Annotated in this window: 8 protein-coding genes and 1 tRNA gene; 6 read left to right on the top strand and 3 right to left on the bottom strand. The window is 67.8% G+C overall.

Annotation, left to right across the window (positions count from 1 at the left end; translation table 11 throughout):
• Nucleotides 1-8: 8 nt before the first annotated feature.
• The 3 genes from rsfS to AB9O74_RS00430 all read left to right on the top strand — a co-directional run bounded on the left by rsfS (nucleotide 9) and on the right by AB9O74_RS00430 (nucleotide 1,129).
• Entirely contained in the window at nucleotides 9-440 is a 432-nt protein-coding gene (gene rsfS / locus AB9O74_RS00440; RefSeq protein WP_179458296.1) for a ribosome silencing factor, read from the top strand.
• Nucleotides 441-524: 84 nt separating this feature from the next.
• Complete coding sequence (gene rlmH / locus AB9O74_RS00435; RefSeq protein WP_088434465.1) at nucleotides 525-995, top strand: 23S rRNA (pseudouridine(1915)-N(3))-methyltransferase RlmH; 471 nt, start codon at nucleotides 525-527, stop codon at nucleotides 993-995.
• A 57-nt stretch (nucleotides 996-1,052) separates the two neighbouring features.
• Nucleotides 1,053-1,129 (top strand) — tRNA-Asn (locus AB9O74_RS00430).
• 126 nt (nucleotides 1,130-1,255) lie between these two features.
• Here the strand turns inward: AB9O74_RS00430 and AB9O74_RS00425 are convergent.
• The 3 genes from AB9O74_RS00425 to AB9O74_RS00415 form a co-directional block, all read right to left on the bottom strand.
• On the bottom strand, nucleotides 1,256-4,075 hold the full coding sequence (locus tag AB9O74_RS00425; protein ID WP_369348046.1) for a TonB-dependent receptor: 2,820 nt from the start codon (nucleotides 4,073-4,075) through the stop codon (nucleotides 1,256-1,258).
• Between the two features lie 180 nt (nucleotides 4,076-4,255).
• Nucleotides 4,256-4,909 (bottom strand): energy transducer TonB, encoded by a 654-nt coding sequence (locus AB9O74_RS00420; RefSeq protein WP_369348045.1) that lies wholly within the window; start codon nucleotides 4,907-4,909, stop codon nucleotides 4,256-4,258.
• A gap of 212 nt (nucleotides 4,910-5,121) precedes the next feature.
• Complete coding sequence (locus tag AB9O74_RS00415) at nucleotides 5,122-5,856, bottom strand: SIMPL domain-containing protein (protein WP_369348044.1); 735 nt, start codon at nucleotides 5,854-5,856, stop codon at nucleotides 5,122-5,124.
• A 130-nt stretch (nucleotides 5,857-5,986) separates the two neighbouring features.
• On the opposite strand from AB9O74_RS00415, the gene AB9O74_RS00410 reads away from it, so the two are divergent.
• From AB9O74_RS00410 to AB9O74_RS00400, 3 genes are read left to right on the top strand one after another with little or no spacing between them, the layout of a single operon-like run.
• On the top strand, nucleotides 5,987-6,568 hold the full coding sequence (locus tag AB9O74_RS00410) for a Maf-like protein (protein WP_369348236.1): 582 nt from the start codon (nucleotides 5,987-5,989) through the stop codon (nucleotides 6,566-6,568).
• Nucleotides 6,561-8,048, top strand: a complete 1,488-nt coding sequence (gene rng, locus AB9O74_RS00405; protein WP_176989244.1) for a ribonuclease G — start codon at nucleotides 6,561-6,563, stop codon at nucleotides 8,046-8,048. The genes AB9O74_RS00410 and rng overlap by 8 nt, the downstream gene beginning before the upstream one ends.
• A gap of 30 nt (nucleotides 8,049-8,078) precedes the next feature.
• Entirely contained in the window at nucleotides 8,079-11,939 is a 3,861-nt protein-coding gene (locus AB9O74_RS00400) for a YhdP family protein (protein WP_369348043.1), read from the top strand.
• Nucleotides 11,940-11,947 lie beyond the last annotated feature (8 nt).

The raw sequence follows: 11,947 nt of genomic DNA, 5'->3' as shown, positions 1-11,947 counted from the left end.
GACCCGCTTTGAGCAACCAAGCCCAGCCCCAGACCATCAAGGTCCAACTGCCCAATCCGGCGCCCTCCGTTCTGCAGCTGCTCGAGTGCGTGCGCGGGGCCACCGAAGAACTGAAGGCGAAGGATCTCGTTGAGATCGACGTCATCGGCCGCTCCAGCGTCGCCGATTACATGGTGATCGCGTCGGGTACCTCCAGCCGTCACGTCAAGTCGATCGCCGACGAAGTGGTGAGGTTCGCCAAGAAGCTGGGTGTGATGCCGCTGGGCGTGGAAGGCGAGCGCGAAGCCGAGTGGGTGCTGGTCGACCTGGGCGACGTGATCGTCCACGTGATGCTGCCGCGCGTGCGCGAGTTCTACGCGCTCGAGCGCCTGTGGACCGTGGGCGACCAGCCGCCGATCGAACTGCTCGACGATGCGGACGACGACTACGACGCGCGCTGATCGCAGCGCGCAGGGTCACGACAACGGCGCCGATGGCGCCGTTGTCTTTTGCGGCGCCGCGTGCGGTGCCTGCCGAGGACAGAGATGAAAGCCAAGTTGATCGCCACCGGCGAACGTGCCCCGTCCTGGGTCGCGCAGGGCTTTGCCGAGTACCAGAAGCGGCTCTCGCATTGGTTGCCGTTCGAGCTGGTCGAGATCGAGCCCGGCCTGCGTGGCAAAGGGCGCGACGCGCGCCGCGCCACCGATGACGAAGGCAAGCGCGTGATCGCGGCGCTGCCGAAGAATGCCTACGTGGTCGCGCTGGATGTGCCGGGACGGCCGCTCAGTTCCGAACAGCTGGCCCAGCGCCTGGAGCATTGGCGCGGGCAGGGCAGGGACCTGGCCTTCCTGATCGGCGGGCCGGAAGGTCACTCCGCCGAGGTGTCGGCGATGGCCGACGAGAAATGGTCGATCGGGCCGCTGACCCTGCCGCACATGCTGGTGCGCCTGGTGGTCGCCGAGCAGCTGTACCGCGCCGCGGCGATGCTGGCGAACCATCCGTATCACCGCGCGTGAAATAGTTGTCGCCAGACGGGTTACATCTCGCGAAAAACGGGCTACAATGCGCACCCCGCCCGAATAGCTCAGCCGGTTAGAGCACTTGACTGTTAATCAGGGGGTCGTTGGTTCGAGTCCAACTTCGGGCGCCAAGATTTGAAAAAAAGCCTCGCAGCGATGCGGGGCTTTTTTTTGTCCGCGATCCGCGCGGCACGCATGACCGGCAAACAAAAAGCCCGGGCAATGCCCGGGCTCCTTGTTCCCCAAGTGCGGCTACCTCATTCGAAGGTGTACTTGGCCCCCACGGTGAAGTAACGGCCGATCGCGCCGCTGAAGTGCAGCGGGTTGTAGTTCACGCCACCGTAGGTGGTCGGATCCAGCGGAGCGATGCGGTCGAACAGGTTCTGCACCGACGCGTTCAACTCGAAGGCCTCGGTGATGTTCCAGCGACCGGACAGGTCGAAGGTGGTGAACGAGGAGATCTTGGTGACGTCGGTACCGTCAGCGTAGGAGAACTGGTATTCGCCATCCGGACCGCGGAAGTCGGTGTTCTCCATCTTGGAGATGTAGTTGGCCACGCCGCTGACGCTCCACGGGCCCTGCTTCCAGGTGGTGCCGAAGTTGATGCGGTCCTTCGGCGTGCCGATGCAGTTGGTGACGTCGCAGTTGCCGTGGGTACCGGCGTAGTCGACGGTCACGTCCGAATCGGTACGCTCGAACTTGAGCACGTGGCTCCACTGCAGGTCCATTTCCAGCTGGCCCGGACCGATGTCGAAGGTCTGGCGGATGTCGGTATCGATACCGCGCACGCGGGTCGATGCGGCATTGATGTACGCGGTGTTGACCGCCAGGATGGTGCCGGTGCCGGGAATGCCGTTGATCAGGTCGCTGTCACGCAGCACGTCGCCGGCCGCGATCGCATCGGCCGTGGCGCCCTGGGCGATTTCGTTGGTGCGCTTGATCTGCCATGCGTCGACCGTCATCGAGGTGCTGGAGGTGGGCTGCAGCACCACGCCGAACGAGTAGCTCTTGGATTCCTCCGGCTTCAGGTCGGGGTTGGGGCGGGTGATGATTGCCACCGGCCGCGAGCTGCAGTTGGTGCCGTTCGGCTGCAGGTCGCAGCGAAGTGCATCGCGGGCATTGGAGAAGGCGGCCAGGCCACCGTCACCGTTCTCGGCCGGGTTCGGTGCACGGAAGCCTTCGGCATAGCTGCCGCGGACCGCGATCCAATCGGCCGGCGTCCACTTCACACCGAGCTTCGGGGTTGCCTTGCCTTCACCGCTTTCATATTTGTCGTAGCGGACCGCGCCGGACAGCTCCAACTGCTCCAGTACCGGGGCGGACAGTTCGACATACCCGGCATACACATTCTGCGTGCCGTCGTAGGCCGAGTAGCCCAGGCCGATGATCTGGCCCTGATCGGTGAACGTCTGCGGAGTCAGGCTGTTGCTGGTCTTGCGCCATTCGGTACCCAGCGCCAGGCCCAGCGGGCCGCCCTTGAGGTCGGCCAGGCTGCGCGACACGGTGAAGTCGAACATGTCCAGGCTGGATTTGGCGCGTGCGCTGATGTCCGGCGAGATGTAGTCATACAGTGCCTGCGAGTTCAGGCCTGCGTTGTCGCCGATGCGCCACACACCTGCCGGGCAGGCCGGGTTGCCGAGCACGCAACGAACCGCGTCGTAATTCAGGAACCCGGTGCGCTTGTTGACCAGATCGGTGCCCGAATGCAGGTAGGCGGTGTCGTAGCTCCACTCGCCCCAATTGCCCTTGACCCCGACCAGGAAGCGGTTGAACTCGTTGGTGTTCTCGGTCACGCGCGGACCCACGTCCCAGGCCGAATAGCGCAGGCGCGAGGCCTGGCCCGGGATCGGGTTGTCCGGATGGGTCGGGCTGAGGACGGTGGCGCCGGGGCCGCTGTTGGCGTTGACCGGGCCCTCGGGATAGCCCCAGCCACCGGACACGCCGGAAGGTGTGTTACTGAAGGTGGTTTCCTTCTTCGAGTAGCCGATCTCGGTGTAGATCTCACCGCCCTCGCCGAAGGCGAAGCTGGCGCGGCCGAACACGTTGACGTACTTCTCTTCCGGGGTCAGGTCACGATACAGCTGGGCGGGATCCCAGAGGCAGCCCTGCTGCTGCGCGGTGACATCGTTCTGGCCGGGGATGGTGGTCAGGCCAGCACAACCCGGCAGCGCAACGAGGAAGGCGGGATTGTCATCGGTCACGGCGCGGTCGTCGAACACCGAGCCGTTCGGCCCTACGCCACCGCTGGTGCCGCCATTGAGGAAGGCACCGCCCAGGAACTGCGCATTGTTGCCATAGCCGTAGCGACGGATGTCACCGGTGCCGATCCACTTGCGGTCCTTGCGGTCGCTGATCTTGATCGCGTCGGTCTTGCCCACGTCCAGGCTGAAGAACGCGTTCCAGCCGTCGGTGGCCAGATCGCCGGTACCGGCGGTCAGGGTGGCCTTCTTGGCATCGCCGTCGCTGTCGCCGGACAGGCCGTAGGAGGCGCGCAGGATGGCGCCGTTGAAGTCGCTGCGCAGGATGATGTTGACCACGCCGGCGATGGCGTCCGAACCGTAGATCGCAGAAGCGCCGTCCTTGAGGACTTCAATGCGCTCGACCGCATCCAGCGGAATGGTGCTCAGGTCGGTGAAGACCTTCTGGCCGTCATCGGCCAGGCCGTAGGTCGCCATGCGGCGGCCGTTCAACAGGACCAGCGTGGAGCCGGCGCCCAGGCCGCGCAGCGAGATGCCCGCGCCGCCACCGGCAAAGCCGTTGCCGAAGGTCTTGGGAATGGAGCCCGAGCCGTCCGCGGTCAGGGTCTGCAGGTACTCGGCGACCGTGGTCTTGCCGGTGCGGTCGATTTCCTGGCGGGTGACCACCTGGACGGGGGAGGGAGTTTCGGTATTGGTGCGGGGGATGTTCGACCCGGTGACGGTGATCCGGTCAAGGTTGGTCGCCTGCTCCTGCGCGAACGCGGAGGACGACGCCATGGCGCCCACCAGCAGCAGCGCGCCGCCGGTAAGGATCGTGGAAATGGAAGTGGCCAGGCTGGTGCGGCGGCTGTCGTCGCGGCGTTGGATCGGGTGTTTCACAGCTTCTCTCCTGACTGGGAAAACCTAGATGTCAATAAGTCGACACCAGAACGGTGGCAACGGCGCCAATCTAGGTTTCCGGCAGGTGACGCAAGTGTGAAAAATTGCTTAATTCGCGAAAGAGGGTGTGAGGGGACTGTGTGAATGGGGAGAGCCCGTCGCAGGCTCTCCCCGGCACATCTAACGCGGCAACGTGAATTCCACCGGGACCAGGCCATCGGCCTCGACGACCTGGCCATTGACGGTGGCGGGCACGAAGCGCCAGTGGCGCATGACCTGCTGGCGCGCGGCCTGGTCGAGCACGCGCGAGCCGCTGCTCTTTTCGATGTCGACCGCCAGCGGATTGCCATCGGTACCGACCCGGATGCGCAGCACGACCGTGCCCTGCTGGCCCAGGCGGATCGCGGTGATCGGATACGGCGGTGGCGGGGCGCTGCGGTACTCGAGCTGAGCCCCCTGCGCCGGTGCGGCTGCGGCAGGCGCCGGCACCAGCGAGGGCGGTGACGCCTCGGTGGCCGGTAGCGGGGACACCGCCAGAGCGTCATCAACGGGGGCAGTGGGCGTCGGCAGGGGCGTCGGCGGTCGCTGCGTGTTCACCGCTGCCCTCGGAACCTTCGGCGGTGCCGGCTCGGCATGGACCCGTATCGGCGGCGGAGGCGGCGGCAGCACCCAGCTCACGCGCATGCGCTCGCGCGGGGCCGTGATCAGCGGCTGTGCGGCAGGAATCAACAACAACATCAGGGCCAGCGCATGGACCGCGATGGCAGTGCTCCACCCGAGCACGCGGGACGCTTCGATGTGCAGCGGGACAACCGGGGACGGGGTACGGACCATGCTCCACTCTCCTTGCCAGATGTGCGGAAACATCAACGTGCCTGCGCGGCGGATGGGGTCAGGCGGGGCCGCGCAATGACAGCAATACCCGAGCCCGGCACGGGCCGGAAGTCAGGGGCAGGGTGGGGAGTTGGCTGGCAGTCAGAATCGGACCGCGCACAGCATGACGGCGCCCCGCGGGCGCCGTCATGGAAAACGGGTGGCCGCGCGGATCAGCGGCCCAGATCGAACACCACGTCCAGGTTGACCGACACGGTGGATTCGCCCGGCGAAACCGGCGTCGACACATCGGCCGCCATCGGCGCCGCCTGGGCACGCATCATCACCGGACGGAAGTTGCCGCCACCACTCTCGGAGATGCTCACGATCCGGCGCACGCGCAGGCCCAACGATTTGGCGTACGTCTCTGCGCGGGTCTGGGCCTTCTTCAGCGCGGCGAGGCGGGCCTCGTCATAGACCGGTTCGGGCTGGTCGATCTCGAACTGCGGGCCGTTGATCTGGTTGGCGCCCTGGGCGGCCAGCGCGTCGAGCACTTTGCCCAGCTTGGCGATGTCGCGCACCTTCAGGCTGACCGTGTTGCTGGCCTGGTAGCCGGTGATCTTCGGCGCTTCGTTGTCGGCGTAGCGGTACTGCGGGCTCAGGTTGACGCCGCTGGTCTGCACATCACGCTCGGCGATGCCGGCCGCCTTGATCGCGGCCAGTACCTTGGTCATCTGCTCGGCGTTCTGGCGCATGGCGGTGTTGCCGTCCACGGCCTGGGTGACCACACCGGCCGAGAGCGTGGCCACATCCGGCACGCGCCTGGCCTCGGCATTGGCCGAGATGTTGAGCAGGGTGCCGTCGGCCGGCACGGCGATGGTGGGCTGGGACTGGGCGTGGGCGGTCATCGAAGCTCCCAGGGCAAGGGACAGGGCGAGCAGCAACGGGGACAGGGACGGGCGGCGCATGTACATCTCCTTGTGAAGACGTTGAGGTTGGTGTCGGGGCGATGAACGCGTCGTGAGGTTTGATGGGGTCGATCACGATTCAAGCGTGTTGCTCGCGATTCAGACAGTAGGCTCAGGTTATGCTTCCTCGATGCTTTATCTCGCCTCTCGATCCCCCCGACGAAACGAACTGCTTGCGCGCCTGGACCGACCGTTCCAGGCGCTCGACCTTCACGTGCCCGAAGTCCGTGCCGCCGACGAGTCGGCCGCCGACTACGTGCAGCGCGTCGCCGCCGACAAGGCGCGCGCCGGGCTGGCCCTGGTCGCGCACGATCCGGACGCGGTGGTGCTGGGCTCGGACACCGAGGTGGTGCTGGACGGGCGCGTGTTCGGCAAGCCGGCCGATGCCGACGACGCCTGCGCGATGCTGCGCACCCTGGCCGGGCGCACCCACCAGGTGATGACCGCCGTGGCGCTGGTCGCCGCGGGCCGGGAGCAGGGCGTGCTGGTGGTCTCGGAGGTGACGTTCGCGGCGATCGATGAGGATCGGATCGCGGCCTACGTGGCCAGCGGCGAGCCGATGGACAAGGCCGGCGCGTATGCGATCCAGGGCGGCGCCGAACGATACATCCGCCATCTGGCGGGAAGCTATTCGGGTGTGATGGGTTTGCCCCTGCAACAGACCGAGCAGTTGCTGCAGACGTTTGAACTGAAGGGAGTCGCCCATGTCTGAAGAAATCCTGGTCAATGTCACCCCGCGGGAAACCCGCGTCGCCGTCATCGAGAACGGCATGCTGCAGGAACTGCACATCGAACGCGGCTGGCGCCGCGGCGTGGTCGGCAACATCTACAAGGGCAAGGTGCAGCGGGTGATGCCGGGCATGCAGGCGGCCTTCGTCGAAGTCGGGCTGGAGCGCGCGGCGTTCCTGCACGCCAACGACGTGATCCGGCCGGCCCCGGTGGCCAGCCCCGATACCGAAGGCACGACCCTGCCGCCGCCGTCCTCGGTGCCGATCGTGGAGCTGCTGCGCGACGGCCAGGACATCGTGGTGCAGGTGGTCAAGGACCCGATCGGGACCAAGGGCGCCCGCCTGACCACCCAGATCAGCATTCCCTCCCGCTACATGGTGCTGCTGCCGCAGTCCAAGGTGGTGGGCGTGTCGGCGCGGATCGAGGACGAGACCGAGCGCGCGCGCCTGAAGACGCTGGTGACCGAGCTGTCGGCCCAGCACGGCGGCTATGGCTACATCGTGCGCACCAATGCCGAAGGCCAGCCGGCCGAGGCGATCGCCGAGGACGTGGCCTATCTGTCGCGCGTCTGGAACGTGGTGGAGCGCCGTGGCCGCGATGCCGCCCCGCTCAGCGTGATCTATGAAGACCTGAGCCTGCCGCTGCGCTCGGTGCGCGACCTGATCCGCAAGGACGTGGACAAGGTCAAGGTCGATTCCAAGGAGACCTTCAACCAGCTGCAGGCGTTCGTGGCCAAGTACATGCCGGTGCTGGCCGAGAAGATCGAGCTGTACAGCGGCGATCGCCCGATCTTCGACATGTTCGGGGTCGAGGACGAGATCGGCCGCGCGCTGGACAAGCAGGTGCCGCTGAAGTCCGGTGGCTACCTGGTCATCGACCAGACCGAGGCGATGACCACGATCGATGTGAACACGGGTTCCTTCCTGGGCCAGCGCAACCTCGAAGAGACGGTGTTCCGCACCAATCTGGAGGCCGCGCAGGCGGTCGCGCGCCAGCTGCGGCTGCGCAACCTGGGCGGCATCATCATCATCGACTTCATCGACATGGACGATGCCGAACACCGCCGCCAGGTGCTGCGCACCCTGGAGAAGGCGCTGGCTCGCGACCATGCCAAGACCACCGTCTACGATTTCTCGCCGCTCGGCCTGGTCGAGATGACCCGCAAGCGCACCGTGGAAAGCCTGGAGCGCCAGCTGTCCGAGCCGTGCCCGGAGTGCAGCGGGCGTGGCTCGATCAAGACCGCCGAAACGGTGACCTACGAAATCTTCCGCGAGATCACCCGGGCGGTGCGCCAGTTCGATGCCGCGCGCCTGCTGGTGATCGCCTCCTCCAAGGTCGTGGCGCGCATCACCGACGAGGAATCCTCGGCGGTGGCCGAACTGGAGGAGTTCCTGGGCAAGAGCATCCGCTTCCAGGCGGACGAGCAGTACCTGCAGGAGCAGTTCGATGTCGTGCTGCTCTGATCGCGGCCGGTCCGGCATTCCCACGTTCCGATGAGCACACCGCTCCGCCTGCGCCTGCGCCGGATCCGCCGCCATGCCGTGTATGCGGTGGCGATCCTGCTCGTGGGCGTGGCCCTGCTGGTCGGCACTGCCAGCCAGCTGCTGCCCCTGGCCGAGCGTCACCCGGACAAGGTGGCGGCGTGGTTGAGTGCGCGCGCCGGGCAGCCGGTGCGTTTCGACGCGCTGGATACCGCCTGGACCCGGCGCGGTCCGCTGCTGCAGCTCAAGGGGCTGCGCATCGGTGAAGGCCAGGGCCTGCGCATCGGCGAAGCGGAGGTGCTGGTCTCCATGTATGCCGGCCTGCTGCCGGGGCACTCGCTGACCGAGCTGCGCCTGCGCGGCCTTGCACTGGTACTGCAGCGTGCCGACGACGGCCGCTGGTCGGTGCAGGGCCTGCCGCAGTCCACCGCGGGCGACCCGCTGGAAACCCTGCGCCGGCTGGGCGAGCTGCAGGTGATCGGGGGCCGGCTGAGGGTGGATGCGCCCTCGCTGGGCGTCAGCGCGACGCTGCCGCGGATCGACCTGCGCCTGCGCGTCAACGGCCAGCGCCTGCGCGTCGGCGCACGTGCCTGGGCCGACCCGGCCGCGCAGCCGCTGACGGCGGTGCTGGACTTCGAGCGCAAGCGCGGTGATGGGCAGGCGTGGCTCTCGGCCGACCCGGCCGATTTCCGTGCGTGGTCCTCGCTGCTGCAGTTCGGTGGCATCGGACTGCAACAGGGCACCGGCGAACTCAATGCCTGGGTGGACCTGCGCGATCATCGGGTGGTGATGGTCACCACCGACGCGGACCTGCAGAACGTGCAGGTCCGCGGCGTGAAGCTGGCGGATGGCACGCACCCGCAGCTCGCGCTGCAGACCCTGGAGCTGCGCGCCCGCTGGCGCTGGGTGCAGGGCGGCTGGCGCGCGGATGCACCGCGCCTTCGGATCGGTCTGGATGGCAGTACCCAGCAGCTGGATGGCCTGCTGCTGGCCGGCGGCCAGCACTTCGCCCTGGCCGGCGACAACATCGATGCCACCGCGCTGCTGCGCGGGCTGGCACTGACCGACCGGATCGACCCGGGCCTGCGCGAGTGGCTGCATGAGGCTGCGCCGCAGGTGCGCATGACCCGCGTGCGGATGGCGGGCGAGCAGGGCGGCGCGCTGTCGATCGAGGGCGATCTGGAGGACATCCGCTTCGCCGCGGTCGGTCATTCGCCCGGACTCAGCGGCGTGGGCGGACGCTTCAACGGCGATGCCGACGGTTTCACGCTGGATCTGCAGCCGCAGCGGGTGATGCATTTCGATTGGCCGAGCGGGTTCGGCGAGCGCCACGACGTGCGCCTGGGCGGCCGGCTGGTCGGCTGGCGTGACGAGGCCGGCGGCTGGCGGATCGGCACGGCGGCGCTGCGCGTGCAGGGCACCGACTACGCCGCCGACGTGCGCGGCGGCATCTGGTTCCAGAACAACGGCACCCGCCCGTGGCTGGAACTGGCGGCCAAGATCGACGATGTGCCGATGACCGCCGCCAAGCGTTTCTGGATCCATTCCAAGATGAGCAAGGCCGCCACCGATTGGCTGGATGCCGCGCTGGTCTCCGGGCAGGTCCGCGGCGGCGTGGGCCTGGTCACCGGCGATCTGGAAGACTGGCCGTTCGACAAGAACAATGGCCGCTTCGAAGCGACCGGGCACATCGACGCCGGCAGCATCCGCTTCCAGCACGACTGGCCGACGATGGACAAGGTGGACGCGGACATCGCTTTCATCGGCCCGGGCTTCGAGCTGCATGGCAAAGGCGATCTGGCCGGCGTGGCGGTGGACCACTTCGATGCCGGCATTCCGGATTTCGGCGTGACCGCGCTTTACGTCAAGGCGGCCAGCCGCAGCGATGCCGGTGCACTGCTGGCCATGCTCAAGCAGAGCCCGCTGCAGGCCACCTACGGCGAGACGCTGGACAACCTCACCGCGAAGGGGCCCGCAGCGGTCACGTTCGATCTGCTGCAGCCGCTGCACCATGTTGAAGGCAGCGGTCACCTGCAGGGCACGGTCGATCTGGATGGTGCGACCCTCGCCGAGAAACGCTTCGATCTTCTGTTCGAAAACATGCGCGGCACCGCCCGCTACGGCCATGGTGGCTTCGATGCGGAGAACCTGGCGGTGCGCCACCAGGGCCAGGACGGGCTGCTCAGCCTGCGCGCCGGCGAATTCGTGCGCGATCCGCAGCAGGCCTTCGAATCCGAACTGACCGCCTCGCTGGAGGCCGGTGCGCTGCTCGACCGCGCGCCGGAACTGAACTGGCTCAAGCCTTACATCCAGGGCACATCGCGCTGGACCATCGGGGTGACCCTGCCCAAGGTCGCGGCCGGCAGCAAGGTCGAGCCGCCGACCGTGCTCAAGCTGCACTCGGATCTGGTCGGCACCACGCTGGACCTGCCCGCGCCGTTGGACAAGCCCGCTGCTACGCCGCTGGCGACGGACGTCACTGCGCAGCTGCCGATGGGCAGCGGCCGCGTCGATGTGGCGTTCGGCCAGCGCCTGGCCCTGGCTGCGCGCACGCGTGACAACCAGACCGGCGTGCAGGTCACCCTGGGCAGCGACCACGTGGATCGCGATCCGCCGGCCAGCGGGCTGGTGGTGAACGGTCGCAGCGGCTCATTGGATGCGCTGGAGTGGATCGGCCTGGCGCGCTCGCCGGAGGGGGGCGATGACAAGGACCCGATGCCGCTGCGGCATGTGGATGTGCAGGTGGGCCAGCTGCTGCTGGCCGGCGGTGTCTTCCCGCAGACCCGGCTGCAGCTGCGTCCGACCGGCAACAGCGTGGACGTGCGCATGGACGGCCCGTCGCTGGCCGGCACCCTGAGCGTCCCCAATGCCGAGGGCGGCACCATCGTCGGCAAGCTCAGCCGCGTGCACTGGCAATCGCTGCCCACGCCGGTGAAAGCGCCGAGCGACGGCGCGCCGATCCTGCTGCCGCCGGACGTGACCCTGCCGGCACGGGTCCAGGCCAGTGCCAACGACACCAACCCGGCCAAGGTGCCGCCGCTGTCGCTGGACATCGACGACCTGCAGTTCGGCAAGGCCAAACTGGGCCAGGCGGTGCTGCGCACCCGGCCGATGGCCAACGGCCTGAGCGTGGACCAGCTGCAGTTCCGCGCGCCCAAGCAGGAGATCGACGTCAGCGGGCGTTGGATGGGCATGGGCGAGACTGCGCGCAGCCAGTTCAACGTGCAGGTCAACAGCGAGGACCTGGGCGGGCTGATGCAGAACCTCGATTACGGCGGCCAGCTGCGTGGCGGCCAGGGCCAGCTGACCATGACCGCCGGCTGGCAGGGCGGCCCGTCGGACTTCCAGCTCGGCGCGCTGCAGGGCCAGCTCGACGTGCAGGCCCGCAACGGCCAGCTGCTGGAACTGGAACCCGGCGCCGGGCGCGTGCTTGGCCTGCTCAGCGTGACCCAGCTGCCGCGCCGGCTCATGTTCGATTTCCGCGATTTCTTCTCCAAGGGCTTCGCCTTCAACCAGGTCGAGGGCCGCGTGGCCTTCAGCGACGGCATGGCCACCACCGACAAGGTGCTGATCGAAGGCCCGGCGGCCAACATCACCATCCGTGGCCAGACCGACCTGCGCCAGCAGCGCTTCGACCAGACCATCGACGTCAACCCGCGCGCGGGCAACCTGCTCACCGTGGTCGGTGCGGTTGCCGGCGGCCCGGTCGGTGCGGCGGTGGGAGCGGCGGCCAATGCGGTGCTGTCCAAGCCGCTGGGCGAGATCGGTGCCAAAACCTACCGCGTGACCGGCCCCTGGGCCGAACCCAAGGTCGACGTGATCGACCGCGACGCAGCGCCCAAGCCGGCCCCGGCCGCACCGCCGGCACGCTGACCCCTTTC

The sequence above is a fragment of the Stenotrophomonas sp. JAG2 genome (genome assembly GCF_041080745.1).
GTDB lineage: Bacteria > Pseudomonadota > Gammaproteobacteria > Xanthomonadales > Xanthomonadaceae > Stenotrophomonas > Stenotrophomonas maltophilia_AA.
The sequence above is the reverse complement of the archived record's forward strand: the minus strand, read 5'-3'. Positions and strand labels throughout refer to the sequence as shown.

What these genes read in the sequence shown, in the direction of transcription:
- AB9O74_RS00400 (WP_369348043.1), top strand. Translation starts at nt 8,079, where the DNA reads ATGAGCACACCGCTCCGCCTGCGCCTGCGCCGGATCCGCCGCCATGCC.
- rng (WP_176989244.1), top strand. Translation starts at nt 6,561, where the DNA reads ATGTCTGAAGAAATCCTGGTCAATGTCACCCCGCGGGAAACCCGCGTC.
- AB9O74_RS00410 (WP_369348236.1), top strand. Translation starts at nt 5,987, where the DNA reads ATGCTTTATCTCGCCTCTCGATCCCCCCGACGAAACGAACTGCTTGCG.
- AB9O74_RS00420 (WP_369348045.1), bottom strand. Translation starts at nt 4,909, where the DNA reads ATGGTCCGTACCCCGTCCCCGGTTGTCCCGCTGCACATCGAAGCGTCC.
- AB9O74_RS00415 (WP_369348044.1), bottom strand. Translation starts at nt 5,856, where the DNA reads ATGCGCCGCCCGTCCCTGTCCCCGTTGCTGCTCGCCCTGTCCCTTGCC.
- rlmH (WP_088434465.1), top strand. Translation starts at nt 525, where the DNA reads ATGAAAGCCAAGTTGATCGCCACCGGCGAACGTGCCCCGTCCTGGGTC.